The sequence below is a fragment of the Candidatus Pelagibacter sp. Uisw_136 genome (genome assembly GCF_047720275.1).
In the GTDB taxonomy this organism is placed as follows: Bacteria; Pseudomonadota; Alphaproteobacteria; order Pelagibacterales; family Pelagibacteraceae; genus Pelagibacter.
Genome location: NZ_CP159812.1, coordinates 1,293,785 through 1,317,870 on the forward strand (window position 1 = coordinate 1,293,785; position 24,086 = coordinate 1,317,870).

Annotated in this window: 25 protein-coding genes and 1 tRNA gene; 13 read left to right on the forward strand and 13 right to left on the reverse strand. The window is 28.5% G+C overall.

What is annotated here, in order from left to right; translation table 11 throughout:
• Positions 1-89: 89 nt before the first annotated feature.
• Positions 90-794 carry a cupin domain-containing protein gene (locus ABXT53_RS06950; RefSeq protein ID WP_415290483.1) on the reverse strand — a complete coding sequence of 235 codons (705 nt, stop codon included), beginning with the start codon at positions 792-794 and terminating at the stop codon, positions 90-92.
• Between the two features lie 5 nt (positions 795-799).
• On the reverse strand, positions 800-1,327 hold the full coding sequence (locus tag ABXT53_RS06955; RefSeq protein WP_415290484.1) for a DJ-1/PfpI family protein: 528 nt from the start codon (positions 1,325-1,327) through the stop codon (positions 800-802).
• Positions 1,328-1,386: 59 nt separating this feature from the next.
• Between ABXT53_RS06955 and ABXT53_RS06960 the strand changes: the two genes are divergently transcribed.
• On the forward strand, positions 1,387-1,530 hold the full coding sequence (locus ABXT53_RS06960; RefSeq protein ID WP_415290485.1) for a hypothetical protein: 144 nt from the start codon (positions 1,387-1,389) through the stop codon (positions 1,528-1,530).
• Positions 1,531-1,546: 16 nt separating this feature from the next.
• Positions 1,547-2,401: a phytanoyl-CoA dioxygenase family protein gene (locus ABXT53_RS06965; protein WP_415290486.1), complete on the forward strand. Its 855-nt coding sequence runs from the start codon at positions 1,547-1,549 to the stop codon at positions 2,399-2,401.
• Between the two features lie 41 nt (positions 2,402-2,442).
• Here ABXT53_RS06965 and ABXT53_RS06970 read toward each other — a convergent pair whose 3' ends face one another.
• From ABXT53_RS06970 to ABXT53_RS06985, 4 genes are all read right to left on the reverse strand, one after another.
• Positions 2,443-4,236 (reverse strand): thiamine pyrophosphate-binding protein, encoded by a 1,794-nt coding sequence (locus tag ABXT53_RS06970; RefSeq protein WP_415290487.1) that lies wholly within the window; start codon positions 4,234-4,236, stop codon positions 2,443-2,445.
• Between the two features lie 286 nt (positions 4,237-4,522).
• Positions 4,523-5,695 (reverse strand): hypothetical protein, encoded by a 1,173-nt coding sequence (locus ABXT53_RS06975; RefSeq protein WP_415290488.1) that lies wholly within the window; start codon positions 5,693-5,695, stop codon positions 4,523-4,525.
• Between the two features lie 73 nt (positions 5,696-5,768).
• Positions 5,769-6,887: a radical SAM protein gene (locus ABXT53_RS06980; protein ID WP_415290490.1), complete on the reverse strand. Its 1,119-nt coding sequence runs from the start codon at positions 6,885-6,887 to the stop codon at positions 5,769-5,771.
• Positions 6,888-6,931: 44 nt separating this feature from the next.
• A complete protein-coding gene (locus ABXT53_RS06985; protein WP_415290491.1) occupies positions 6,932-8,032 on the reverse strand; it encodes a DegT/DnrJ/EryC1/StrS family aminotransferase in 1,101 nt (366 codons plus the stop codon).
• 351 nt (positions 8,033-8,383) lie between these two features.
• Here ABXT53_RS06985 and ABXT53_RS06990 point away from each other — a divergent pair, with 351 nt between their 5' ends.
• Positions 8,384-8,797, forward strand: a complete 414-nt coding sequence (locus ABXT53_RS06990; RefSeq protein WP_415290492.1) for an EVE domain-containing protein — start codon at positions 8,384-8,386, stop codon at positions 8,795-8,797.
• Positions 8,798-8,809: 12 nt separating this feature from the next.
• Positions 8,810-10,843: an acetate--CoA ligase gene (gene acs, locus ABXT53_RS06995; RefSeq protein WP_415290493.1), complete on the forward strand. Its 2,034-nt coding sequence runs from the start codon at positions 8,810-8,812 to the stop codon at positions 10,841-10,843.
• On the opposite strand, the gene ABXT53_RS07000 is transcribed toward acs, so the two are convergent.
• Positions 10,840-11,463 carry an esterase gene (locus ABXT53_RS07000; RefSeq protein ID WP_415290494.1) on the reverse strand — a complete coding sequence of 208 codons (624 nt, stop codon included), beginning with the start codon at positions 11,461-11,463 and terminating at the stop codon, positions 10,840-10,842. The two genes, acs and ABXT53_RS07000, sit on opposite strands and share 4 nt — an antisense overlap.
• A 120-nt stretch (positions 11,464-11,583) precedes the next feature.
• On the opposite strand from ABXT53_RS07000, the gene ABXT53_RS07005 reads away from it, so the two are divergent.
• The 6 genes from ABXT53_RS07005 to purH all read left to right on the forward strand — a co-directional run bounded on the left by ABXT53_RS07005 (position 11,584) and on the right by purH (position 17,935).
• Positions 11,584-11,847: a DUF4212 domain-containing protein gene (locus ABXT53_RS07005; RefSeq protein WP_415290496.1), complete on the forward strand. Its 264-nt coding sequence runs from the start codon at positions 11,584-11,586 to the stop codon at positions 11,845-11,847.
• Positions 11,847-13,661, forward strand: a complete 1,815-nt coding sequence (locus tag ABXT53_RS07010; RefSeq protein ID WP_415290497.1) for a sodium:solute symporter family protein — start codon at positions 11,847-11,849, stop codon at positions 13,659-13,661. Before ABXT53_RS07005 ends, ABXT53_RS07010 begins: the two co-directional genes overlap by 1 nt.
• Before the next feature lie 72 nt (positions 13,662-13,733).
• Positions 13,734-14,078 carry a hypothetical protein gene (locus ABXT53_RS07015; protein ID WP_415290499.1) on the forward strand — a complete coding sequence of 115 codons (345 nt, stop codon included), beginning with the start codon at positions 13,734-13,736 and terminating at the stop codon, positions 14,076-14,078.
• Positions 14,079-14,125: 47 nt separating this feature from the next.
• Positions 14,126-14,785 (forward strand): ribulose-phosphate 3-epimerase, encoded by a 660-nt coding sequence (rpe, locus tag ABXT53_RS07020; RefSeq protein WP_415290501.1) that lies wholly within the window; start codon positions 14,126-14,128, stop codon positions 14,783-14,785.
• Positions 14,786-14,789: 4 nt separating this feature from the next.
• Positions 14,790-16,400 carry a heparinase II/III-family protein gene (locus tag ABXT53_RS07025; protein ID WP_415290503.1) on the forward strand — a complete coding sequence of 537 codons (1,611 nt, stop codon included), beginning with the start codon at positions 14,790-14,792 and terminating at the stop codon, positions 16,398-16,400.
• Complete coding sequence (gene purH / locus ABXT53_RS07030; RefSeq protein ID WP_415290504.1) at positions 16,379-17,935, forward strand: bifunctional phosphoribosylaminoimidazolecarboxamide formyltransferase/IMP cyclohydrolase; 1,557 nt, start codon at positions 16,379-16,381, stop codon at positions 17,933-17,935. The genes ABXT53_RS07025 and purH overlap by 22 nt, the downstream gene beginning before the upstream one ends.
• Here purH and ABXT53_RS07035 read toward each other — a convergent pair.
• Positions 17,925-18,269 (reverse strand): 4a-hydroxytetrahydrobiopterin dehydratase, encoded by a 345-nt coding sequence (locus ABXT53_RS07035; RefSeq protein ID WP_415290505.1) that lies wholly within the window; start codon positions 18,267-18,269, stop codon positions 17,925-17,927. The two genes, purH and ABXT53_RS07035, sit on opposite strands and share 11 nt — an antisense overlap.
• A gap of 22 nt (positions 18,270-18,291) precedes the next feature.
• Positions 18,292-18,366, reverse strand: a tRNA-Gly gene (locus ABXT53_RS07040).
• Positions 18,367-18,463: 97 nt separating this feature from the next.
• On the opposite strand from ABXT53_RS07040, the gene ABXT53_RS07045 reads away from it, so the two are divergent.
• Positions 18,464-19,105: an LON peptidase substrate-binding domain-containing protein gene (locus tag ABXT53_RS07045; RefSeq protein WP_415290507.1), complete on the forward strand. Its 642-nt coding sequence runs from the start codon at positions 18,464-18,466 to the stop codon at positions 19,103-19,105.
• A gap of 2 nt (positions 19,106-19,107) precedes the next feature.
• Here ABXT53_RS07045 and ABXT53_RS07050 read toward each other — a convergent pair whose 3' ends face one another.
• Positions 19,108-20,205: an FAD-dependent monooxygenase gene (locus tag ABXT53_RS07050; RefSeq protein WP_415290508.1), complete on the reverse strand. Its 1,098-nt coding sequence runs from the start codon at positions 20,203-20,205 to the stop codon at positions 19,108-19,110.
• A gap of 64 nt (positions 20,206-20,269) precedes the next feature.
• Here ABXT53_RS07050 and ABXT53_RS07055 point away from each other — a divergent pair, with 64 nt between their 5' ends.
• Positions 20,270-22,360, forward strand: coding sequence for a DNA translocase FtsK 4TM domain-containing protein (locus ABXT53_RS07055; RefSeq protein ID WP_415290509.1), 2,091 nt, complete (start codon positions 20,270-20,272; stop codon positions 22,358-22,360).
• Positions 22,360-22,926 carry a LolA family protein gene (locus ABXT53_RS07060; protein ID WP_415290511.1) on the forward strand — a complete coding sequence of 189 codons (567 nt, stop codon included), beginning with the start codon at positions 22,360-22,362 and terminating at the stop codon, positions 22,924-22,926. Before ABXT53_RS07055 ends, ABXT53_RS07060 begins: the two co-directional genes overlap by 1 nt.
• Here the strand turns inward: ABXT53_RS07060 and ABXT53_RS07065 are convergent.
• The 3 genes from ABXT53_RS07065 to hisE are packed head-to-tail and all read right to left on the reverse strand — an operon-like array spanning position 22,915 to position 24,085.
• Positions 22,915-23,418, reverse strand: a complete 504-nt coding sequence (locus ABXT53_RS07065) for a GNAT family N-acetyltransferase (RefSeq protein ID WP_415290512.1) — start codon at positions 23,416-23,418, stop codon at positions 22,915-22,917. The genes ABXT53_RS07060 and ABXT53_RS07065 overlap by 12 nt on opposite strands.
• Positions 23,415-23,780 (reverse strand): HIT domain-containing protein, encoded by a 366-nt coding sequence (locus tag ABXT53_RS07070; RefSeq protein ID WP_415290513.1) that lies wholly within the window; start codon positions 23,778-23,780, stop codon positions 23,415-23,417. The genes ABXT53_RS07065 and ABXT53_RS07070 overlap by 4 nt, the downstream gene beginning before the upstream one ends.
• The gene (gene hisE, locus ABXT53_RS07075; RefSeq protein ID WP_415290515.1) at positions 23,780-24,085 is read right to left on the reverse strand and encodes a phosphoribosyl-ATP diphosphatase; all 306 of its coding nucleotides are present in this window, start codon (positions 24,083-24,085) and stop codon (positions 23,780-23,782) included. Before hisE ends, ABXT53_RS07070 begins: the two co-directional genes overlap by 1 nt.
• Position 24,086 lies beyond the last annotated feature (1 nt).

Sequence of the window (24,086 nt, forward strand, 5' to 3'; positions counted from 1 at the left end):
ATTTTTTATAACCATCAGAGCCTGATGTTTGGTAAAGGGTGCTGGTGTAAAATTTTAATATGACTGTATTATAAGTTTTTATTTAATACCTATTTTTTTAAAGATCTAGATTTTGTTATATTTAATATCAATAATGGCTTTTTTATAAAAAACTTCTTTGATAATATTTTTAATGTATTTGTTTTTAAAACTTCACCATAATCAATTACAGTTTTATTTTTTTCATTTACTATTTTACCACTCAATATGGCAGATGTTGAGTTATCATTTTTAATAATATTAGAAAATTTTTTTTTATAAGATAGACTGAGATTAATATTCTTAAATTTCAATTTTGATGTTTTTTGATTCTTTTTTGGAATTTTTAATGTTAAGTGATTTAAACTTTTTTCTGTCGTATATTTTTTGCCTTCATAACTCTTATTTTGTCTTCCATAATCATCAGAAAATCTTATTAAATCGTTTTTAATCACAGGAGTTTCAAACTCTAGAACATTAGCTCCACTTTTAGAAACTGACTTTAATGAATGAAAAAAACCCTCTCTAAGAACAAACCTTGATAAAGGTCCATAAATTTTGAAATTCTTCTTATAAATACCATATTGTACTTTGACTCTTCCTTTTAAAATAACAAAAGCTGTCTTTTTCTTTGGGTGGCAGTGTAGTGACGTTCTTTTATTATAATCTATTTGCAAAAAAAGAATTTCTAATTTTTTTCCTAATCTAAATAGAGTGTGTTCCCAACCCCAGGGTTTAGTTACAATTTTGTTATCGTAACCTTTAAAACTACTCATATAAATTAATCTTCAAAGAAATTTAAAATTGCTTTCATCCAAGGACCCATGTCTTTATAATGTGCCGTAGTTATAATTTTACCATCAACTACTGCGGGTTTGTCAGTATAAATTCCTCCTGCATTTTCAATATCATCTTGAAGGTGGTAATAACCAGCAATTTTTTTTCCATTTACTATTTTTGCAGAAATCATCAGTTGAACTCCACTACAAATACATCCAATTACTTTTTCAGCATTATAAAATTTGCTTATGAATTTTATTAAATCCTTATTTAATCTAATTTTTTCCATTGCCTTAACTCCACCAGGTAAAATAAGCAGATCATAATCATCAACTTTAATTTCACTTATATCTTTTACTGGAAAACCTTTATTTGGTGGCAAAGTAGTTCCTAGGAAACCTTGAACAGGTTTACCCCCTATAAGGCATACGTCTAATTCACTTTCTGCTTCCAGTAATCTATAAAAAGGATAAATAAACTCATGATCTTGTGCCATTGCACCACTTATAATTACTGATTTAAATTTCATTATATTTAATTTTGTTCGTTGTTTTATAATTACCAAGTTTATTAATTTTTAGTTTATATATGCTAGGTTTTCAAGCTTTAATACCTCAATTACAGACCAAGATGAATCCAGATGATGAATTTTTATTTTCACCTGTAGACAATTTATTTCCATTTTTAGAAGATAAAGAATATTATTCAAATATAAAATTAAAAATTAATTAAAGTTATTCTAAGTTTTATGAAAATTAAAAAATTTTTTTTCAACGACCCTAACATTGAAGATTTTTATATAAAAAATGGCTATGTTGTTATCAAAAATAACATAGAAAAAAAATTTTTTAATAAAATTTCAAAAGATATTTTAGAACAAATTAATAAAATAGAAAAAAATTTTAAAAAATCTAAAAAAATAATTGATTATCATGATGTTTCAAATTTAATAATGGATAACTTTGAAAGTTCCTCAAATTATGAAGAGCTAATTTTTCAAAAAAAAAATAAATTTATTATGAATAGGTTAATAGGTAATGATTTGTGTGTACTAAATTATACAGCCCTGTGGATAAATGTTCCAACTAATACAAATTCTGTCCTTAACAAAAACGAACATGTAGATGCATGGACAGGCACTGGTATAAACACAATTTTTTTAAAATTACTTCTTACAGACTGTGATAATTATAATGGTGTTACCGTTTATCCTGGAACTCATTTGCATGGTCTATATCCAGTAAAAAATAGAACTATAGATTATAAATCATTTGATATAAAATTAAACAAGGGTATTAATTTAGCTTTAAAAAAAGGTGATGTTTTAATTTGGCACCCTCTTTTAGTTCATTCAACAACAGGTCATTCAAAAAAAAATAAAAGAATCTCTTTTACATTAAGATATACTTCAACTGAAAATGATTTTAGCTCTCAAGAAAGAGCCCTGGGCTATAAAACAATTTCAGTTGGCTCTGGTAATATAATAAAAAGATATATTGGAAATGATGGGTTACAACCATTCAGAATCTATGGTGGAAGCGCTTCAATAGATAAAAGACTTGCAAAATTATATAATAAAAAATATTTTTCCTCTCTTAAATAAAAATAATTTAACTATTTTTTTTAAATGAAAAAAGCTTGCTGCTAATCATTTGTCAAATAAGATTTATTATTATCATATTCTTTTCTTTCCAAATATGGATACATATCATCCATTGGTGTTAGTACAAAAGTTCCATCTTTTCTCATTTTAGTTTGTACCCTTGGTATAAGTTCTTGATGTTCTCCCATTATAATTTGACACACACCTGCACCTCTTTTTTTAAGAAAATCCTCAATCTTTACTTTAAGATTACTTGTATTTCTAATCGTTGTAGAGAAGATCTTAAAAGATTTTGCAAGATTTTCAAAATTTGGACAACTTATTCCGCTTGAAGGTGTGGAACCAACAAACTTTTTAAAATTCTTAGACTGCATTAATTTCATAGTAAGGTATCCTTTGTTGCATAATATAAAAATTTTAATTGGGAGCTTATGATGAAATATTGTTTGTAGTTCTTGGATATTAAACATTACACCGCCATCACCACTAATGCATATTGTTTTTCGTTTATTATTAGCAAAACAAGCTCCTATAGATCCTGGCAAACCAAAGCCCATTGGAGCCAAACCACTTGACGTAAATAATCTCTGATTTTCCTTTGTTTTAAAAGTTTGCATAGTGCATGTAAAACTAGTTCCCATATCAGTAACAATAGTGTCTTTTTCTTTAAGCAAAGAAGAGAGAGTCTCTATAAAATAAAATGAATTAATTTTTTTCTGATGTTTGTATTTTTTAAGAAAAACAGGGTATTTGTTCTTAAGCTTTATACTATGGTTTAACCAGTCTTTATGAAGTTTTTTATAACTATTTTTTAATTTAAATCTTTTAATAAATTTAATGAATTGTTCCAAAAATAATCTAAGATCTGAGATAATTTTAGTTACATTTTTACCTTTAAACTTAACAGTCTCAGCAACATCAATATCAACATAAATATACTTTGCATCTGGGGAAAATAGAGACAAATTATATCCAGTTTGTGGTTGAGAAAGTCTACAACCTAAAACTAATACTAAATCTGAGTTTTGTATTGTAAAATTTGAAGCTCGATCCCCAAATAATCCAAATCTTCCAATATATCTTTTATGATTTGTTGAAATTATATCTGATGCATTCCAAGAGCTTAGAATTGGTATATTAAAATTGTCAATTATTTCTTTTATTAATTTTTTTGAATTTGATAAATGTACACCATTCCCAATAACAATTACTGGTTTAGATGATTTCGTTATCAAATTGGAAATCTTAATTAATTTGTTATGAAATTTGATAGTTTTATTTTTTTTTGGTTTGAATGATTTTAATTTTTTTGGATTAATATCTTTAGTTTGTAAATCTAGAGGTATATCTATCCAAGTAGGCCCTGGTCGTCCATTTTGGGATAAATATATACATTTTTCTAACTCATATTTTATTTTTTTTTCATCTCTTAAAAGTAAGCAGTATTTAACTACAGGTTTTACTATATCCGTAATATTTATTTCTTGCACCCCCCTTTGTCTTAATTTTGATTGATTTATCATGTCTTTGGAGGCAACTTGTCCAGATATAATTAACTGAGGGATTGAATCAATCCAAGCTCCTGTTACACCAGTAATGGCATTTGTACCTCCGGGACCTGTAGTAACATTGCAAACTCCTAATTTTCCTGATTTTCTTGTATAAGCCTCTGCAGCCATAGACGCAGACTGTTCACCATGTGTCATAATAAAATTAATTTTTTTACTTTTGCCAAAAGAGTCATTTAAATGCATCGCTCCTCCACCTGTCACACCAAAAATATAATCTACACCTACCTCTTCAAGAAATGATGCTACGTAATCTGAAAGTTTCATTTAAATATTTATGCCTCTTTGTTTAAATAAAATATATATTATCTCTATTTTTTGCATAGGTCATGGTCATCCATTTTACGATAAATATATACATTTTTCTAACTCATATTTTTTTTTTTTCATCTCTTAAAAGTAAGCAGTATTTAACTACAGGTTTTACTATGTCCGTAATATTTATTTCTTGCACCCCTCTTTGTCTTAATTTTGATTGATTTATTATGTCTTTGGAGGCAACTTGTCCAGATATAATTAACTGAGGGATTGAATCAATCCAAGCTAATGGTAATTAATTTATAAGTTTTGTTTGTGGAGAATTTTTAAGTCTCAATTTATTTCTATCTAAAAGTTCATCAACAAAAACTTCAAGTGTATCGTCCAGTTTTTTTAATTTAATCTCTATTTCTAAAAGCATATTTTTTTTTAATTGTAATTTTTTAAAAGCATTATCAACACCTAAATTAATCTTAAAATTACTATCAATAGATTGAACTATAATGCTTTGATGAGGCAAATTATACTTTTGAGCTATTTCTTTCAGAATAAAATCTATTTTTTCAATTTTTGCTTCTTCAACCAAATTCACCCAATGATAAGATTTTTTAAAATAATTTTTGTTAATTCCAAATTCTGCTGAGTTTTTTAAAGTAAATTCTTTAAATACTTTTCTTATTATATTATTAAGTTCATCGAAATATGTGCCTGCATGTGATGGCAATATTATCCCTGGCTTAATTAATTCATTGTTTGTAATTCTTATTTTTTCCTCAAGATATATTACCGCATGTTCTGCTGCTTCTTGAATATTTTTGTTAATACAAACATCAAAAAAGATGTTTAATAATTTTCTTGTTGTTTTCTCCTTTTCACAATCATGTGAAACTTTAATTATAATCCTATTTTCTATTACAAAATTAAGAGTAAATTCGTCAATCTTACCTAAAAATGAGTTCTCAGAATTAGTTGTTTTTTTTGAAAAATAATCATTAGTTTTAACCTTATGTATGTTATCTAAATATGGTTGATTTAACTTTTTTTCAGATTTAAAAATTAATATTTCATTCTTTGTATCAATCTTGCTTACATTAATCTTAATTGAGTCTTTTTCTTTTATTTCATATTTTTTCTGTTCTTGAAAATTTTTATAAAGATTTCTATCAATTTTAATTTTTAAATTTATAAGATTTTCATTAGTTTTTTCTTCACTATTACCTATTTTTTTTAAAAAGAAATTTATCTCATCATAAAATTTTTTATCAAATGAGTCGTTTTTATAATAAACTAGAAACTCTAATATATGGGCTTCTAGAAGAGCATCAACTAAATTGTAAAAGCTTTTAATTGAAGAAGTGCCTGGAACATAAAATTTGAAATATTCTTCTTCACTTCCAAAACCTCTTAGATTATCCAGCAGGTTAGTATTGTAATTATCTAATAGATTATTAAAATCTATTTTGATCATTTAATCATAAGTTTATCAGTAATTTTTAATATAAATTTAACTTTAACTTTATAGTTAATTAATTTCATTAAATTTAAACAAAATTTATATGTTCTGGAAGTGTCGAATTTGGTTTTTCTATTTTTACCTTACCTTTTACATAGTTATCTAATGTCTCATTAACATTGTGTTGCAAACATAAGCTGGCACACATTTTTTGGGCATTAAATTTTGGTGATGATAAATAATTCATTACCTCCCAATACCTATCTGAACTCCAAATATCTTTAAATCTTGTGTCACATATGTTTCCTATATGGAATTTTTTATACTTTTCATTAAACAATGCTCCACAAGGAGCCAATAATCCAGATCCTGACATTTGCAACATAAATGGTGCACCGTAGCATCTTTGATACGAACGATTGTTACTGCCTTTATCTTTTATTTTTGACCACTTGATCACACACTTATATTCATCATCTGATAGATTTTCTGCTTCTTTTAGCAAAGGATATAATTTTTCATATGCATCATAATCAACTCCCAGCCCACCATCCTCATTATCAGTACAATGTTTTATAATTGCATAATCTGGTCTTAAATCTTTTCCAAGTTGCGCATATGGAATTATTTGATCTGCATCCTCTGGCATCAAAACCATCTGCATTCCTATGGTTACTTTTAGATTATTTTTTTTCTTTAGTTCAACCATATCTTTAATATTCTGACATACCCTATCAAAAGAGCTATCTTTAACACCCATAATTTCTGAATATCTTTTTTTTTCTCCAGCTGAAAAATTTATTCTTAGATACGTTAAGTATGGCATTACATCTTCCAGCTTATTTTTTGTCAATACGAATGCGTTTGTTCCAACAGCCATTGAAAGTCCTAATTCATGACCATATTTACATGCATCAGCAAATACTGGAGAAATAGTGCTTTCACCATCAGAAACAAAGCTGATACCTTTAACTCCTATTTCTGCACAGTCTTCTAAAAATTCAAAAATAACTTTTTTTGTAATTACTTTTCGATCATTTTCTTGAAACATGGCATAGCAAAAACCACAAGAATAATTGCAGGCTCTTGTAAGGGCCATATCAATTGTAATAGGTGCTATTCTTTCCCCTTTTTGCCACTGCTCAACTCTATCGAGATGCCAGGAAATTTTAGTACCATCTAAGATTAAATTATTATGCTCATCCATCAGTTATTTTTATAGCATATATAAGGTAAATATAAAGCTATCAATTATTTATTGACATAAAAGTGATTGATACATCTACAAATGTATTTAATTTGATCTACAGATAAACTCTCATTAACAGGCAAAGTTAATATTTTTTGTGACTGTGTTTCTGTATTTTTAAAATCTCCTTTTTTATAACCTAAAAATTTTGACGCTGGTTGCAAATGTATTGGCACAGGATAATGAATTGAAGTACCAATTCCTTTATCTAATAAATATTTTTTTAGTTTGTTTCTAGAATTTACCTGCACAACAAAGGTATGATATGTATTAAACTCATCTTTTGTTTCATTGTTGAAAAAAACAAACCTCCTATCTAATCCTTTCATATAAATTAATGCATTTTTTCTTCTTTGTTCAATAACTTTGTTTAAATTTTTTAGTTTGTAATTAAGAAAGGCTGCCTGCAAATTATCCATTCTTGAAACATAGCCAAAGTTTTTAACAATATTTCTATTTTCCATGCCATGATTGCTCAAGCTTTTTATCTTTTTATAATATTTAAAACTATTTGTTGTTAAATACCCTGAGTCTCCTAAAGCATTTAGGTTCTTAAGGGGATGCGCAGAAAAACAACCAAAATCACCATAAGATCCTGACATTTTATTTTTATATTTTGAGCCAACCGACTGAGCAGCATCCTCAACAACTGCGATATTATTTTTTTTTGCAATAGACATTATTTTATCCATTTGAGACATTCTTCCAGATAAATGAACTGGCATAATAACTTTGGTTTTTTTTGTAATTGCATTTTGTATTTTTTTTGGATCAATGCTTTGATCGCTTAATACATCAACAAATACTGGTTTTGCACCTAAATGCACTATGACTGCTGTTGATGCTATAAATGAATTTGGGGGAGTAATTACCTCATCACCCCTTCTCACACCTAATAAATGCAATGCTAAAGTTAAAGCATCAGTACCACTATTTAATGCAACAGCATAATTTGCACCACACAATTTAGCAATTTTTTTTTCAAATAAATCAATCTCTTCTCCACCAACAAACTGCCCTTTGTCTAATACTTTTTCAAATATTGATATTAATTTTTTTTTAGATTTATGTTTATATGATAGGTCAACGTAAGGAATCTTCATATTACTTATAAAAAATGTTTATGATTTTAATAAAATATTTAAATTTTTTTGTGTTCAAATATTGACTACAAGGAAAGGAAATTATTTTTTGTGTATTATTAATAGTTATTTTTTTGTTCATTTTATTTTAAAACATGTTCTATAGTTTTATTTACCATATAATCAAATTATAATGTTTTTATTTTATTCATAATAGATTCTGATCATCATTTTTGGGTTATAAAAATATAAAAAATAGTATTATAGATTGAAAAAATGTGAGGTGCTTTGTAGGATGGTTGTTTTATAAAAATGGTGTATTATAAGAGTCCTATGCTCAAAAAAACAAGTAAACATTAAAAAAATAATTAGATGAACTATTGGTTAATGAAATCAGAGCCTAATGTTTGGTCAATTGATCAACAAAAAAAGGCTGGTACTAAAGGTGCCCCTTGGGATGGGGTAAGAAATTACCAAGCAGCTAAAAATTTAAGAGGAATGAAAAAAGGAGACCTTTGTTTTTTTTATCATTCAAATATAGGTAAAGAAATTGTTGGTATAGTTGAGGTTATTAAAGAAGCTTTCTTAGATAAAACTGACAAAGATAGACGATTTGTAGCTGTTCAAGTAAAGTTTAAAGAAAAATTAAACAAAAGTGTAACTCTTGAAGATGTTAAAAAAACCAAGTCTCTTAGCCATTTATCACTTATTAGACAAAGTAGGTTGTCTGTTATGCCCATAGACTCTAAAAGCTGGAAAATTTTAAATAAGATGAGTAGTATTTAAATAAAAAAATTCATGCCCAAAAAAAAATCAATATCAAAAATTCCTAAAAAAACTAAGGTTAAAAATAAGATAAAAACTATTAAGAAAAAAGTTTTAAAAAAAATTGGAGAAAAAGAATTGATCATAAAGACTAAACCTGAGTGGGTAAAAAGTGCTCTAGTAAATAAAGCAAAATACCAAAAAAAATACTCTGACTCGATTAAAAAAAATGATGATTTTTGGAAGACTGAGGGAAAAAGAATTACTTGGATTAAACCATACAAAAAAATTAAAGATGTAAAATACAGCAAAAAAGAAGTTAAAATCAAATGGTATCAGGACGGAACATTAAATGCCTCTGCCAATTGTATAGACCGTCACCTTAAGAATAAAAAAGATAAAACAGCCATTATTTGGGTGGGTGACGATCCAAAAGATACTAAAAAGATTTCATACAAACAATTGCATAATGAAGTTTCTAAAGCTGCAAATGGTTTAAGAAAACTAGGGATTAAAAAAGGCGATCGAGTTACGATTTATTTAACTATGATTCCAGAACTTGCAGTAACAATGTTAGCTTGTGCTAGAATTGGTGCGGTTCACTCAATTATTTTTGGTGGGTTTTCAGCAGATTCTATTTCTGGTAGGGTTAATGACTGCGAGTCACAGTACATCATTACTGCAGATGAAGGTGTTAGAGGTGGAAAAACTATTCCACTAAAGGCAATCACTGATGAAGCGTTAAGAAAATGTCCAGATGTTAAAAAATGTATTGTTATAAAACGAACTGGAAATAAAGTTCATTGGGTTAAAGGAAGAGATGTTTGGTATGAAGATTTAATTAAAGATATGTCAAATAAGTGTGAGCCTGAGGAAATGAATGCGGAAGACCCTTTATTTATTCTCTACACATCTGGCTCTACTGGAAAACCAAAAGGAGTTTTGCATACAACAGGTGGCTACATGGTTTATGCATCCATGACACATCAATATATTTTTAACTATAAGCCAAAAGATATTTATTGGTGTACAGCTGATATTGGTTGGGTAACGGGTCATAGTTATATTATTTATGGTCCTCTTGCTAATGGTGCAACAACAATAATGTTTGAAGGAATTCCAACCTACCCTGACAGTTCAAGATGGTGGCAAATTATTGATAAATACAAAGTTAATATTTTTTATACAGCACCCACTGCTATTAGAGCTTTAATGAGAGAGGGTGATAAACCTGTTAAGAAAACTTCAAGAAAATCTTTAAAATTATTAGGAACAGTTGGAGAGCCTATTAATCCTGAGGCTTGGATGTGGTATTACAAAACAGTTGGAAATTCTAAATGTCCCATTGTTGATACTTGGTGGCAAACAGAGACAGGTGGAATTTTAATTAGCCCTCAAACAGGAGCTATGAATTTAAAACCTGGTTCTGCAAGTAAACCTTTTTATGGAATTAAGCCTTCTATAGTTGATAAAGATGGAAAAGAAATTAAAGGAGCTGGTGAAGGAAGATTGTGTATTTCTCAATCTTGGCCTGGACAAATGAGAACTGTTTACGGTGACCATCAAAGATTTATTGATACTTATTTCTCTCAGTTCAATGGAAAATATTTCACAGGTGATGGAGCTAAAAGAGACAAGGATGGTTACTACTGGATAACTGGTCGTGTAGATGATGTAATTATTGTCTCTGGTCATAACCTTGGAACTGCTGAAATAGAAAGTGCTTTTGTTGCTCATCCAAAGGTTGCTGAGGCTGCTGTAGTTGGATACCCGCACGATATTAAAGGTAATGGTCTGTATTGCTATGTAACTCTAAATGTTGGAGAAAGATCAGATTTAGACCTTGAAAGAGATTTAAAACTTTGGGTAAGAAAACAAATTGGAGCACTTGCAACACCTGATATCATTCATTTTTCACCTGGTCTTCCTAAAACAAGGTCTGGAAAAATTATGAGAAGAATTTTAAGAAAAATTGCAGCCAATGAACATGATCAATTGGGTGACACATCTACTTTAGCTGACCCAAGCGTTGTGCAAAGCTTAGTTGATAATAGAAAAAATATTTAGATTTTAATTAATTCTTTAAATTCTTTTTCAATATTTTCCCATTTTAAGATCATAGAATTTAATACAATCTTTCTATCTAAAATTTTTAATTCATCAGCAACTGGTGCCCACTTATATAAAGTTAGAGCACTTTCATTAAATGGCCAAGACTTATAATATGTATTCCAATCAATCTTTTCTAATCTTTCTTTAAATTTTTCTTTTGCTTGTGAAATAATTTTTTCTGGCATTTCATTTTTTTTTTCTTTGGTCAAAATTTCATCATAAATTTCATTGGCTTGACCCATGTCCTTATAATTACAAAAAACATTCAAATACGATAGGCTATAAAAAGTAAGATCCTGAAGTGCTATAGAATAAATATTCCATTTAGCCTTATTAATGGATGCTAAAAATACTTCATCATCAAAGTGTAATACCCACTTTGTGCCCATTCTTGTTTTTAAATAATTATATAAAGTTACCTGTGACACCCAGGCTGATTTTGTTTGAATAAACAGTGCAAGGTCTTCTATATTCTTGATTTTTTTCTTTGGAAGAACTCCTTTAAACAAAGCAAATAAATAAACTCTAAAATCTTCAAGTTTTATGTCTTTTATTTTAAGTTTATATTTGAGCAATTTTACCTACTTTTTATATGCTTTATATTACAATAATGGCCCCAATTCGACCTATTTAAGGGCTTTCAATCTATCTCATTATGGTTAAAGTTTCTTTCTTAACTATATAGGGAGAGTAAAATGTCAAATAAAGCAAAACATTGGGAAAAAACTAGGGGGCTATTGTTTATAACTTTAGCAATCTGGTTTGTATTCTCGATTGGCATCTTTTTTTTCGGAACTGAAATGGAAGCATCTAGCTTCAGACCTTTTGGTTACCCATTGTCATATTATATGACATGTCAGGGTTCATTATTAGCATTTGTAATTTTGAATTTCTGGTTTGCAGGTAGACAAGAGAAGATAGATGAAGAGTTTGGTTTCACTGAAAGAGAGGATAGCTAATGATAAAAGGTAAATTTATAGACAATCTACCAAAAGTTTATGGAATCTATACAGGTGGTTTTATAGGGTTCATAATATTGATGGCAATTGCTGAACAAATGGGAATGTCTGCAAAAGCAATAGGAATTTCTTTTGTTATATTCACCATTGCTATCTATGCGATAATCGGTTGGTTATCACGTACACTTCAGATGGACGCGTACTACGTAGCAGGCAGAGAAGTACCTACTGTATTTAACGGAATGGCTACTGCAGCAGACTGGATGTCTGGTGCATCATTCGTTGCGATGGCAGGTGGTATTTACTTTAAGGGCTATGGATATATGGCACTACTAGTTGGATGGACAGGTGGTTATATACTTGTATCTACTTTACTAGCACCTTACTTAAGAAAATTTGGCTGTTACACAGTTCCAGATTTTGTTGGTACACGATATGGTGGTAATGCAGCAAGACTTTCTGCAGTACTAGTATTAACAGTAGCTTCATTCACATATGTGACTGCACAAATCAATGCAACAGGAACTATTGCTTCAGTAGCATTAGATATTCCTTTTGAAATTGCTGTGTACGTCGGATTAGCAAGTATATTGATGTGTTCAATGCTTGGTGGAATGAGAGCGGTTACATGGACACAGGTTGCGCAATATATAGTTTTAATTATTGCTTACTTGCTTCCTGTATTCTGGATCAGTAGTAAAATGGGTGCTGGATTCTTCCCACATTTAATGTTGGGAGATGAGGTAGCTAGAATTGCTGAATTAGAAGGTCAGTTTGGGTTTGTGAAAAACTCAGCTGCCGACTTAGCTACAGTACCAAAAGGTTTAGCTGGAATAACTAAAGCACACTCATCGGTTAACGGAACAAACTGGGGATTCATTTCTCTAGCAATTTGTATGATGGCAGGAACAGCTTCTTTGCCTCACGTTATGATGAGATACTTTACTACTCCAAGTGTAAAATCAGCTAGAAGATCTGTAGCATGGTCGCTACTTTTCATCTTTATTTTATACTCAACTGCGCCAATGTTAGCTACATTATCAAAACTATCACTGATTGATCCAACACTTTCAACGGGGATTATTGGTAAATCAATAGCTGAAGTTCAAGCGATAGATTGGTATCAAAACTGGAACCAAGCTAACCTGATGTTTGTCAGCGACTTTAACGGAAATGGAACTCTTGAATTAAATGAGTTTTTCATGGGTGGTAAAGCTGTTGTATTAGCTACTCCGGAAATTGCTGGATTACCTTATGTAATCTCAGGTCTTGTTGCTGCTGGAGGTATGGCCGCTGCCATGTCTACTGCCGATGGTTTGATCTTAGCAATCGCAAATGCTTTATCTCATGACTTGTACTACAAGATCATTGATCCAAAAGCAGAAGCTGCGAAAAGATTAATTGTTGCAAGGGTATTACTTGTAATAATTGGTTTTGCTGGAGCAACTATTGCCGCAATGGGTATCCAAGGTATTTTAGGTTCAGTAATCTGGGCTTTTGACTTTGCGATGTCAGGATTGTTCTTCCCACTTGTACTAGGTGTATGGTGGAAAAGAGCGAATGGTCCTGGTGCTGTTGCAGGAATGCTTCTAGGATTAGCAGCTGGTACTTGGTATCTAATTTGGGTACGTACTGGTGGAGCTGGATTCTGGGGTATTACTCAACTTACATTTGGTATCTTTGGATCATTGGTTAGTTTAGTTTCTATGGTAGTTGTTAGTTTACTAACAAAAGCGCCAGACAGAGCTACTCAAGATATGATTGATGAACTTCGTATTCCAAGTGGTAAAACGATACTTGGAAAACAACACTAATTAAATTTATTACTAAGGGGCGATTTATTTCGCCCCTCAGTAAAGTTTTAAAAAAAATTCCTTTTTATATTTATGCCAGAAATTCATCCTTTTATTCTTATAATTGATTATATTTTGGGAGTTGTCATGTGGACTTTGATTGGAAGAGTTGCGATGAATATCTTTCAAAGAGAAAACTCAGAATTTTTTTTTATGAAGGCTTTTGTAAAGTTAACAAATCCACTAATTCGTTTATTTAAACCTATTACTCCTTCATTTATTATAGACCCTCTTGTTCCACTTTATGTGGCCTGGTTCTTTTATATGATTAGATTTTACCTTATGCCCTATCTAATGGGATATTCTGTCATGGGAATGTTATCTTTTCCTTTAGAAAGTGAAATTGCTTCAGAAATTTATCGCATTTTTGGTAAATAATTAATTCAAATTAAAAATAAAATTGATACTACTAATATTAGTAATCAATGAAAAAAATACAAATATCACCTTCAATTTTATCTGCTGATTTTAGTCAATTAGGAAATGAAATAAAAAGACTTGAAGAAGGTGGTGCAGATATGATCCATGTGGATGTGATGGATGGCCATTTTGTTCCAAATTTAACAATGGGACCTCCAATTATTAAAGCTTTAAGGCAATACACAAAGCTACCATTTGATGTTCATTTAATGATTTCTCCTGTGCATAAATATATTAAAGATTATGCAGACGCAGGTGCAGATATTATTACCATACACCCAGAAGCAACTGAAAATTTAAAAAGTTCAATAGAACATATAAAGAGTTTAAATAAAAAAGTAGGAGTTTCTCTAAACCCAGAAAGTAAAATTAATTTAATAACTGACTTATTAAACAAGATCGATTTAGTTCTAATTATGAGTGTAAACCCTGGATTTGGAGGACAAAAGTTTATGCCAGAAGTTCTAGAAAAAATAAAAGAATTAAAAAAAATAAGGGATCAAAAAAGTCTTAGTTTTGATATCGAGATCGATGGTGGAATTAATTTTGATAATAATAGACTGGCAATAGAAGCTGGTGCAAACATTTTAGTATCTGGAACAACTATATTTAAAAACAATAATGGAGATATAAAAAAAAATATAGACCTTTTAAAATCAAGCTAGAATAATGATTTTAAACAATTCACTTAAGCTTATCAAAAAAAAAATTCGTCATTTTTATTTAAATTCTAATCTCTATAATAAAAAAATTACACCCTCTTCTATTGGATTAATAGAATATCAACCAAGTCCTAGCTTACTAGATGGTCTTATAAAATATGACAAAAAAAAAATTAATATAGAAAATTATTCATTAAATAAAATTTGGGACAATCCAAATTTAAAAGAAAAAGACCAACAGAATTTAAACAGTTTTTTTTGGTTATTTAGCCTAGATCTTAGATCTTCAAAAAAAAACACTCAAAATATTATCTATCAATGGATTAATACAAATGACAGGTTCAACTCTAAAAATTGGAAAATTGACATAATTGGAAAAAGAATAATAGCCTGGATTTCAAATTCTAGGCTTACCTATGAAGATGGAAGTATTGATTATAAAGAAAAATTTAATGGTATTATAAAGAAGCAGATCAATCATCTTATTAATGAAATTGAAACCTCTAACTTAATCAATGATAAGATTATAGGGTGTGCCGCTATCATTTTAACTGGCCTATCCTACCCTCAAAATAATAATTATTTAAATACTGGGTTAAGTTTATTAAAAAAATTAGCAAAATATTCATTGGATAACGATGGCTTTCCAAAATCAAGAAACGCTAGGCAGTTAAGCTTTTATTTAAAATATTTTATATTAATTAGAGAGTGGTTCAAAGAATCACAAAATGAAATACCTGATTTTATAAATGAAAATATATATTATTTGGGTCAGGCTTACGCTTTTATTTGGCAAAACAATAAAATAGATTTTCTCTTTAATGGTAATCACAAAACAAATAATCATAATTTTGACCTTTATCTAAAAAGACTTGGCTATAACTTTAAAAATCAAAATAATGAATTGGGTGGCTATGCAGTTCTTAACAATAAAAAAAATTCTCTAATAATGGATATTGGATCAAGCCCAGATACAAAACTATCTTCAAATTATCAAGCTGGAGCTTTATCTTTTGAAATACTATCAAATAGTAAAAAATTAATTAGTAATTGTGGTTATTTTCAAATGGTTAATCACCAATTAAATGAGGTATCTAAATCAAGTGCAGTTCACAGCACACTAGTTGTAAATGATAAATCCTCTTGTAGTTTTAATAAACTCAGAGGCAAAAAGTCTAGAATTAACAAAGGCTTAAGAATATTAAAAAAGAAGATAGTATTTGAAAAAAATTATTGGAAAATTAATGCTTCTCACGATGGTTATTTAAAGCTACATGGTATTGTTCATGACCGAGAAATAGAATTTTACCCAGAACAATTAAAATTTATTGGACACGATAAAATTATTTCTAAAAAGGGTATTAAGAATTTAAAATTTGAAATTAGATTTCACTTAGAACCAAACGTTAAAGTAATGAAAACAAAAGATGGAAAGTCAATATTTATAGATCTTGATGGAGAGGGTTGGAAGTTTAGCTCAGACAACTCAATAATAAATATTGATAAAGGGTTATATTTTGGTGAAAAAAATTCTTTCACAGATAATCAAAATATATTTATTTCAGGAATGACTAATGAGGAAAATCAAACTATAAGATGGGAAATCACAAAATTATAATGAAAAAAATAAAAAAAGCTCTTATTTCAGTATCTGATAAAAAAAATCTAGGTAGTCTTTTAAAGGTTTTAGCTAAATACAAGATTGAGTTAATTAGCTCTGGAGGCACCTATAAAGAAATAAAGAAACTTAAATTTAAGTGTCTGGAAGTTTCAGAGTATACGGGTTCACCAGAAATACTTGGTGGAAGAGTTAAAACCCTGCACCCAAAAATTCATGCCGGTATATTAAGTAAAAGAAATGATAAATCTCATACTAAGGAATTAAAGGCAAATCAATATGATGAAATTGACTTAGTTATTGTTAACTTTTACCCTTTTGAAAAAACTTTAGAGCAAACAACCAATCATTCAAAAATAATAGAGAATATTGATGTTGGGGGTCCCACTATGGTTAGAGCAGCTGCAAAAAATTATGACGACGTTACGGTTATTACATCTTCAATTCAATATGAGACTCTAATTAATGAATTAGAAAATAACCAAGGATCAACTTCTATTGAGTTTAGAGAAAAAATGTCTTCAGAGGCCTTCTCTGAAACAGCCTATTATGATGCTGTAATTTCTAACTATTTTAATAAAATAAAAAAAATCAATTTCCCAAAAAAGAAAATTGTTTATGGAAACTTAATTGAAAAATTAAGATATGGAGAAAATCCACATCAAGAAGCTGCAATTTATTCTAAAACTCAAAATCTTAATATTAAACAAATTCATGGTAAGCAGTTAAGCTATAATAATTATAATGATATTTTTTCTGCATTAACAATATCTAAATCTTTACCTAAAAACTCTGGAACAGTTATTGTAAAACACGCCAATCCTTGTGGTGTTTCAATCAATAAAAATAGTTTAAAAAGTTATAAATTAGCTCTTGCTTCTGATCCAGTTAGTGCTTTTGGTGGAATAGTTTCATGTAATTTCAAAATAAATAAAACTCTAGCATTAGAGCTTAATAAAATTTTCTTAGAGGTTGTCATTGCAAATGGTTTTGAAATTGATGCTTTAAAAATTTTAAAAAAGAAAAAAAATATAAGAATTATTGATGCATCAAAATTTGTGATGAAAGATTTAATAAGATTTGGCACTGTGAATGAATCTATTTTAACACAATCTGAAGATTTAAAAATATTTGAACCTAAAGATTTTAAAATCGTTTCAAAACAAAAACCAAATAAATCCCAATTAAAAAATTTAATTTTTGCATTTAATATTTGTAGATACGTAAAATCCAATGCAATTGTACTTGCCAGTCAGGAAGCAACCGTTGGTATTGGTTCAGGGCAACCTAGTAGACTTGATAGCTGTCAAATTGCTATAGATAAAATGAATAAATTCCAAAACTTAAAAGAGAATGTTGTGGCAGCCTCTGATGCATTTTTTCCATTTGTAGATGGTATTGAAAAATTAGTACAGTCAGGGGTTTCAGCTGTAATACAGCCTTCTGGATCAATTAGAGATAAAGAGATAATAAAATTTGCAAACCAAACTGGTACTATTTTAGTTTTTTCTAAAACAAGACATTTCAGACATTGATAATTTGATCAATTTTAGCTGCTAAAATAAAATCATTTTCTGACAGTCCTTCTATAGCGTGTGTAGTAATTACAATTTTAGCATACCCCCAACCAAATGAAATATCTGGATGATGATTTTCATTTTCTGATATTTGACCAACTTTATTTATAAAATTTTGACTATTAATAAAATTCTTAAAAATAAAATTTTTCTCTAAAAAATACATTTCTTTTGTATTTTTTTTAACATCCCAACCATCTACTTTTTTTTGATATTTGTGAATTTCACTGATATCGAAAGGTAAAATTCCACCCTCACATGGTACACATTTTTTATTAAGTAAATCAGTCATTAATTAGTATATTTTAAAATTTTGGAGCGGGTCAAGGGAATCGAACCCTCTACCTAATCGTTGGCAACGATTCGCTCTACCAATGAGCTAGACCCGCTTATAAAAGAGACTATGAATAGATGTTTTTTTTAGTTCAATCAATAATAAAGTGTTTCTTTGGTATATAGATTTTCAAAAATTTGCTAAAAGAAAGAATGAATAAACAAGATTTACCAAAAATTATACCTGTCTTTCCATTGAGTAACTTTATTATTTTTCCTCATACAACAGTTCCATTAAATATATTTGAACAAAGATATGTTGAAATGATTAATGATAGTATGAAAACAAACAAGATGATTGGTTTAATACAGCCAAAAAGCAATGATGATAGTTCAATCCCTGGACTTCATAAGATTGGTTGCTTAGGTAAAATAATCAATTTTAAAGATACATCTGATGGTAGATATATGATTGAATTAAATGGGATAACACGATTTACAATAACAAAAGAAATTAAAAATACAAAACCTTATCGTACTTGTGAAACTAGTTATGATAGTTTTGAACTCGACTTAACTCCTGAAAAAAAAAAATTAAAGTTTGCTGATCTTGAATCAATCTTCAAGGATTTAAAATTATTATTTGAAAAAAAAGGATATATTATAAATTGGAAATCCTTAGAAAAACAAGATTTAAATGAAACAATAAATGCCCTAGCAATGGCCTCTCCTTTCTCACTGGAAGAAAAACAAATTTTATTAGAAAGCAAAAATTTAGAAGCTCGAAAAGATAAAATCTCAGAAATATTAAGCACTTATAGTTTTGATAATTTTGAAAATACAACTATTCAATAAGCTTAAAAATTAATTCCTGTATCAGCTAGTTTAATAAAATAATTATTTAGATTCTTGTTTTTTCCAATACCTTTAAGAATTTTGCTAAAACTTTTATTTTGAACTTTTTTATCTAAGTTAAAGGACTCATAAATTAAATCTATGGCTTTAGAAAAAACAAAGTTTTTATCTCTCGTTCTTTTTTCAAATTCATCTAATATGCTTGAATCTAATTGAATACCCAATTCAATTTTTTCTTCAATTAATTTAGTTAGAATACTAAGATCCCGTATTATCATATTAAATCCTTGTCCTGCTAATGGGTGCACTCTATGAAGCATATCTCCAAAGGCTAAAATATTTTTATGATGATAGTTTCTTAAATTCGAAGAACTTAACTCAAAGTTATTTAATTTATTAATTTTATTAATTTTATATTTAGGATTATTTTTATTAATTAAATCTATTACATCACTATTATCAAATTTTTTTTTATTCTTAATATCTATTGAATATACCACAGATGTTTCAATGTTAGAGATTGGTAAGAATGCAATTGGACCTTGCTTTGTAAAAATTTGAGTTGCAGTATTATTCTCTATTTTTTTATGTTTTAAAATAGTGGTATAAGCAAGATTATAATAATTTTTACTAATTTTTTTTGTGAAATACTTTTTTGCTAAAAAATTACTTGCATCACAATTAATTATTAAATCATATTCTTTTTTGTTTAAAGACTCTTCATTAATATCTTTTTTTAATATTATTTTTTTAAAAAATTTACTTTTACTAAGGTTATTTTTTAACGATTTTAAAAGTTCATTATTCTTTATTATATAAAATAGATCATTTTTATCATTCTCAAATTCTAATAAATTTTCTTTGTCAATTTTATCTGTATAAATTTCTATTCTGTTTATTTTCCAATGATTATTTTTTGAAATTTGAAAAATTTTTTTTTTAAAAAATTCAAAATTACTTTTGGATATTCCTATTGTCCTATTGGAAGAAAAATTATTATTTTTACTTTTGTGATAATAATGAACATTTATTTTTTTATTTATAAGGCTTTTAGCTAAAGATAGAGCAGTTAGACCTTCACCAATAATACAAACATTCATAATAATTTTAATTTTAACAATAAAAATTAGATGATACAAAGTGATTAATTAGACTCATTTATTTATGGAATTTAAAAAATTAGCCAACAATACAATTAATTTTGGCATAAATAGAATTATCGAAACTGCTGGGATTTCTCTTGTTATAATTGGTCTTCTTTTACTGGTGTCGCTTGCAACCTTTTCTCCTGACGACCCTAATTTTATTTTTCCAGATAATACTGAGATTAAAAACTTACTTGGCTTTAACGGAAGTTACACAGCTGATCTTTTTTTTCAAACTTTTGGGTTCATTGCTTTATTAATTCCATTTACACTTATATTTTCTGGCATAAATATAGTTCTAAATAAGAAAATTTTTTTAATATTTGAAAGTATTTTTTATTCTGTTCTTTATTCTTCTTTTGGTTCTCTATTTTTTTCTTTTTTTTACCCTACTGCTTTCAATCTTTATATTAATGGGAATGGTGGTTTTATTGGAAAATATTTAGAAACAACTTTTTTAAATTCTTTAATTAATATTAATTCTCAAATTTCTTATTACTTGATAATTTTAATTATTTTAATTTTATTTTTAATTAGTATCCATTTTAAAATTAGTTCCTTTTATAAAATGATAAAAAAACTTTTTAAGTTAATCTTTGTAAAAAAAGAAAAGAGCTACACTAATGAAAATGAGATAATTAGTGAGTTTATACCGCAAGAAGAAATTACAAATTTAATTCAAGAAGACTTACCATTTATAAAAAGTGAAAATAAATCTCCTAGCAAAAAAATTCGCTTCAAACTACCTACAATTGATTTGCTTAAAATCCCCACTCAAAAAGATAGAGAAAAATTAAAAGATGAAGATTATATTGATAGTGAATTTTTAGAAAAAATCTTATTGGATTTTGGGGTTAGTGGAGATATTAAAAAAGTTAGTCATGGACCCGTGGTAACACTAAATGAATTTGAGCCAGCAGCTGGTGTTAAAGTATCAAAAATTATTAATCTCTCAGATGACATTGCTCGAAACACTAGTTCTGAATCTGCTAGAATTGCTACTATACCTGGAAGAAGTACTGTTGGTATAGAGCTTCCAAATTCTAGTCGTGAAAATGTTTATTTAAGTGAAATACTTTCTAACCCTGATTTTAATAAAAAAGATATCAGATTACCGATTGCGCTAGGTAAGAATATTTCTGGCATTCCTGTTGTTGGAGATTTAGCTTCTATGCCTCACTTATTAATTGCTGGAACTACTGGATCAGGTAAATCTGTTTGCATAAATACTATTATCTTATCTCTACTTTATAGACACACACCTGATAAATGTAAGTTCATACTAATTGATCCTAAAATGCTTGAATTATCAACTTATGAAGGCATACCCCACTTATTGTGTCCTGTGATTACTGAGGCAAAAAAAGCTGCTTCTGTCTTAGGTTGGGTTGTTAAAGAGATGGAAAATAGATACCGACTTATGACTAAAGAAGGCGTACGTAATATTGACGGCTATAATGCTAAGCACACTTTGGCTATGCCCTATATTGTTGTTGTGGTAGATGAAATGTCTGACCTAATGCTTGTTGCTGGAAAAGAGATAGAAAATTATATTCAGAAATTATCTCAAATGGCAAGAGCTGCTGGAATTCATATTATAATGGCTACACAAAGACCAAGTGTTGATGTTATTACAGGAACCATTAAAGCAAATTTTCCAACAAGAATATCTTTTCAAGTAACCTCAAAAATAGATAGTAGAACAATTTTAGGAGAACAAGGTGCAGAACAGCTACTTGGTAAAGGAGATATGCTTTATATGTCTTCTGCAAATAAGATTGTTAGAATTCATGCTCCATTTGTATCAGAAGGTGAGATTGAAGAAGTTAACAATTATTTAAGAAGTCAAGCAGAACCAAATTACATAGATGAAATCTTAAATTTTGTAGATGAAAAAGAATTGAGTGGAGAAGCATCTAGCTCAGGTGATAAAGATGAATTGTACCAGGCAGCACTTGATATTATTAGATCTGAAGACAAGGCATCTACCTCGTTTTTACAAAGAAAATTACAAATAGGATATAATAGGGCTGCAAGAATTATTGATATGATGGAGGCTGACGGAGTTGTGAGTAAGGCTAATCATGTTGGTAAAAGAAATGTTCTTTAATGCTTAAAGTAATAATCATTTTACTATTTTTCAGTTTTTACCTTCCATCCAACTCATCACCAAAAGATAAGATAATATCTCAAATGAAACTTACAAATAATTTAAGTTTCAATTTTTTACAAACAATTAATGATAAAAATGAAGATGGAAAATGCATCATTGAATATCCTAAAAAAATCTTTTGTGAATACAGCAATCCTAGTAAAAAAAAATTGGTATCAAATGGAAAATCTTTAGTTATCAAAACCAGTAACAAGGGAAGTTATTATCGTTACCCACTTAACAAAACTCCATTAGAATTTTTACTAGATAAAGAATATCTAATTTCTAAAATAGAAGAACTAGAGCCAAGAGATATAGACAACAAATACTTAAATTTTAAAATTTTTGAGAACAATAATGAAATTAATATTTTTTTTGATAAGAAAGATTTAAATTTAATTGGATGGCAAACTGAAGATATTTATCAAAATTTATCAATAACGTTTATTTCTTCAGTTAAAAAAAACCAAGAGATAGATAGCAAAATTTTTAAATTACCCAAAAATAATCAATCATCTAATTAAGGTTTCAGACTTAAAATTTTTCATACCTCTAGCTAAATAATTTTTTAACGCATTTTTATGATCTAGGGAACAAGTGTGAACCCAAACTCTTCCACTCCCCATATTAAATGAGGACTTAATTGCTTCACTTAACAAATATCCCCCTAATTTTTTCCCATAATATTCTTCCAAAATTCCAAAATAAGCAATTTCAGCTTCTTTACTTTGTTTGTTAAATAACAGTTCAAAATAGCCAACTATTTCACTTTTATCTTTAAGAATGTATGTAAATAACTGATTATTAGAGATATAACCTGTCCAATTTAAGTCTGTCCAAATAAGTCTATCAATCCATTGACAATTCTTACCAATAGTTTTGTAAAAAAATTTATTTAATTGAAAATCTTTTGGGTCAGCAAGCTCTACAGAGTAATTATCTGCTGGCTTCTTAACTTCTTTTAATTCACCTAGAGATCTTATCTCTAAATAACTTCGATAAATTTTTTCTATCACTCAACCATTTTTCCAACTTTTTCTCCTCCAAATAAATGGAAGTGTAAATGTGGAACCTCTTGACCGCCATCTTCACTCAAATTTGTTAAAGCTCTATAGCCTTTACCTGTATCTATTGATATACCTAATATTTTTGAAACTTCTGTAATAGCTTTGCTTAACGCGACTATCTCTTGATCTGAGGCTCTATTGTTAAAATCATCTAAATTAATGTATTCACCTTTTGGAATAACTAATGCATGTATTTTTTTTTGAGGATTAATATCGTGAAAGGAAAGAATATGATCATTTTCAAATATTTTTTTACAAGGAATTTCTTTTCTCAAAATTTTTGCAAAAATATTATTTTTGTCATAGCTCATTATCTATTATTCTTTTCTTCAATACCTGATTGTTTTTTTCTATCTTCCAACTCTTTCAAGACATCTTCAAACTTAATATCAGCTGCCTCAAGTGTAACTAATATATGATAAATTGTATCTGCTGCTTCGTGAACTATGTTAGATTTATCATTTAGGGCCTCTTTAAGTTCACTAAATTCTTCTTCCATCTTTTCTATACATTTAGACAGGCCACCTGATAATAGTGATGAAGTATAAGATTTATCTTCGTCCTTATTTTTTCTGTCTCTAATTGTATTTACTAAATTTAATAGATTTTCTGACATG

Coding starts and splice junctions, on each gene's coding strand:
- ABXT53_RS07025 (WP_415290503.1), top strand. CDS start 14,790: ATGATTTTAAACAATTCACTTAAGCTTATCAAAAAAAAAATTCGTCAT.
- ABXT53_RS07010 (WP_415290497.1), top strand. CDS start 11,847: ATGATAAAAGGTAAATTTATAGACAATCTACCAAAAGTTTATGGAATC.
- hisE (WP_415290515.1), bottom strand. CDS start 24,085: ATGTCAGAAAATCTATTAAATTTAGTAAATACAATTAGAGACAGAAAA.
- rpe (WP_415290501.1), top strand. CDS start 14,126: ATGAAAAAAATACAAATATCACCTTCAATTTTATCTGCTGATTTTAGT.
- ABXT53_RS07045 (WP_415290507.1), top strand. CDS start 18,464: ATGAATAAACAAGATTTACCAAAAATTATACCTGTCTTTCCATTGAGT.
- acs (WP_415290493.1), top strand. CDS start 8,810: ATGCCCAAAAAAAAATCAATATCAAAAATTCCTAAAAAAACTAAGGTT.
- ABXT53_RS06965 (WP_415290486.1), top strand. CDS start 1,547: ATGAAAATTAAAAAATTTTTTTTCAACGACCCTAACATTGAAGATTTT.
- ABXT53_RS07015 (WP_415290499.1), top strand. CDS start 13,734: ATGCCAGAAATTCATCCTTTTATTCTTATAATTGATTATATTTTGGGA.
- ABXT53_RS07060 (WP_415290511.1), top strand. CDS start 22,360: ATGCTTAAAGTAATAATCATTTTACTATTTTTCAGTTTTTACCTTCCA.
- ABXT53_RS06985 (WP_415290491.1), bottom strand. CDS start 8,032: ATGAAGATTCCTTACGTTGACCTATCATATAAACATAAATCTAAAAAA.
- ABXT53_RS06955 (WP_415290484.1), bottom strand. CDS start 1,327: ATGAAATTTAAATCAGTAATTATAAGTGGTGCAATGGCACAAGATCAT.
- ABXT53_RS06975 (WP_415290488.1), bottom strand. CDS start 5,695: ATGATCAAAATAGATTTTAATAATCTATTAGATAATTACAATACTAAC.
- ABXT53_RS07035 (WP_415290505.1), bottom strand. CDS start 18,269: ATGACTGATTTACTTAATAAAAAATGTGTACCATGTGAGGGTGGAATT.
- ABXT53_RS06970 (WP_415290487.1), bottom strand. CDS start 4,236: ATGAAACTTTCAGATTACGTAGCATCATTTCTTGAAGAGGTAGGTGTA.
- ABXT53_RS07055 (WP_415290509.1), top strand. CDS start 20,270: ATGGAATTTAAAAAATTAGCCAACAATACAATTAATTTTGGCATAAAT.
- ABXT53_RS07050 (WP_415290508.1), bottom strand. CDS start 20,205: ATGAATGTTTGTATTATTGGTGAAGGTCTAACTGCTCTATCTTTAGCT.
- purH (WP_415290504.1), top strand. CDS start 16,379: ATGGGAAATCACAAAATTATAATGAAAAAAATAAAAAAAGCTCTTATT.
- ABXT53_RS06980 (WP_415290490.1), bottom strand. CDS start 6,887: ATGGATGAGCATAATAATTTAATCTTAGATGGTACTAAAATTTCCTGG.
- ABXT53_RS06990 (WP_415290492.1), top strand. CDS start 8,384: ATGAACTATTGGTTAATGAAATCAGAGCCTAATGTTTGGTCAATTGAT.
- ABXT53_RS06950 (WP_415290483.1), bottom strand. CDS start 794: ATGAGTAGTTTTAAAGGTTACGATAACAAAATTGTAACTAAACCCTGG.
- ABXT53_RS07070 (WP_415290513.1), bottom strand. CDS start 23,780: ATGAGCTATGACAAAAATAATATTTTTGCAAAAATTTTGAGAAAAGAA.
- ABXT53_RS07005 (WP_415290496.1), top strand. CDS start 11,584: ATGTCAAATAAAGCAAAACATTGGGAAAAAACTAGGGGGCTATTGTTT.
- ABXT53_RS06960 (WP_415290485.1), top strand. CDS start 1,387: ATGCTAGGTTTTCAAGCTTTAATACCTCAATTACAGACCAAGATGAAT.